Below are 1,091 nucleotides of genomic sequence, written 5' to 3' on the forward strand. Positions count from 1 at the left end.
CGGCAGCGGCAGCGCGCCGCCGAGCAGGTCGGGCAGCCACGCGCCCGCGCCCACCACGACGCTGTCGCCCTCGACCGCGCGGCCGTCGTCGGCGGTCACGACGAGGCCCGCGCCGACCCGCTCGACGGACACGGCTTCCCAGCCCTCGTGCACCACGGCGCCGTGCGCGACCGCGAGCCCGAGCATCGTGCGCACCGCCGCCTCCGCGTCGACGACGCCCGCGGCCGGGTGGAACAGCACATCGGAGTCGAACGCCATCTCCGGCCAGCGCGCCTCGGCCTCGCGCGCGCTCATCAGCTCGTGCTCGATGCCGACGCGCTCCAGCACGCGCGCGAGCTCGGCGGGGCGGCGCACGAGCCCCGAGTCGACGGATCCGGTCGGGGTCACGAGCCGCGCCCCCGTGGTGCGCTCGAGGCGGTCCCAGAGCACGCGGGCGTCGCGCATCAGGCGCACGTAGAAGGGGTCGTCGTAGGCGTAGCGGAGGATGCGGGCGGATCCGTGCGAGCTGCCCAGCATGCTCGCCGGCCGGTCGCGCTCCAGCACCGTGACCTCGTGCCCGCGGCTCGCGAGCTGCCAGGCGGTGGCCGCCCCCGCGAGCCCTGCGCCGATGACGACGTGGTGCGATGCGCGCCCGCGCCCGGTGAGTCCCCCCATGCGTCCAGGCTACGGGCGCGTGCCACGGACGGCCGAGCCCGGCGGGAGCCGTAACCGGTGGAGGTCGCGGAGGGGACAGCGGCGGGGCAGCGCGTCCCTAGGGCAGGAAGAGGCCGATCAGCAGCGCGCCCCAGCCGACCGCGCCGCACGCGAAGGCCGTCACGAGCATGGACCGCGTCGGTCGGCGGTTGTCGACCATCCCGTAAGCGCTCATCCGGATGAAGCTGATCATCATGCCGACCAGGCCGACCACGGTCAGCACGAGGAGCGCCGTGTCGACCGCGTCAGCCACGGGGTCGCCTCGTCCGCGCCGTCCGGTCGTCGTGCATCCCGTCCCCCTCGCGCTGACGCGCCGGGTCCCGGCCGCTCCTCCCATCGTGCCCGACGCGCATCGGCCGCGGTGCCGCGGGTCAGGCGCCGCGCCCCGCCGCCGCCAG

At 76.4% G+C, this 1,091-nt stretch carries 2 protein-coding genes; both read right to left on the reverse strand.

The window, feature by feature from the left end:
• The coding region (locus DZG00_RS15680; protein WP_119455833.1) for an FAD-dependent oxidoreductase at positions 1–654 on the reverse strand (654 nt) is incomplete at its 3' end.
• Between the two features lie 97 nt (positions 655–751).
• Complete coding sequence (locus tag DZG00_RS15685) at positions 752–946, reverse strand: hypothetical protein (RefSeq protein WP_119383320.1); 195 nt, start codon at positions 944–946, stop codon at positions 752–754.
• Positions 947–1,091: the final 145 nt, after the last annotated feature.

This window comes from Clavibacter lycopersici (assembly GCF_003576405.1).
GTDB classification, from domain to species: domain Bacteria; phylum Actinomycetota; class Actinomycetes; order Actinomycetales; family Microbacteriaceae; genus Clavibacter; species Clavibacter lycopersici.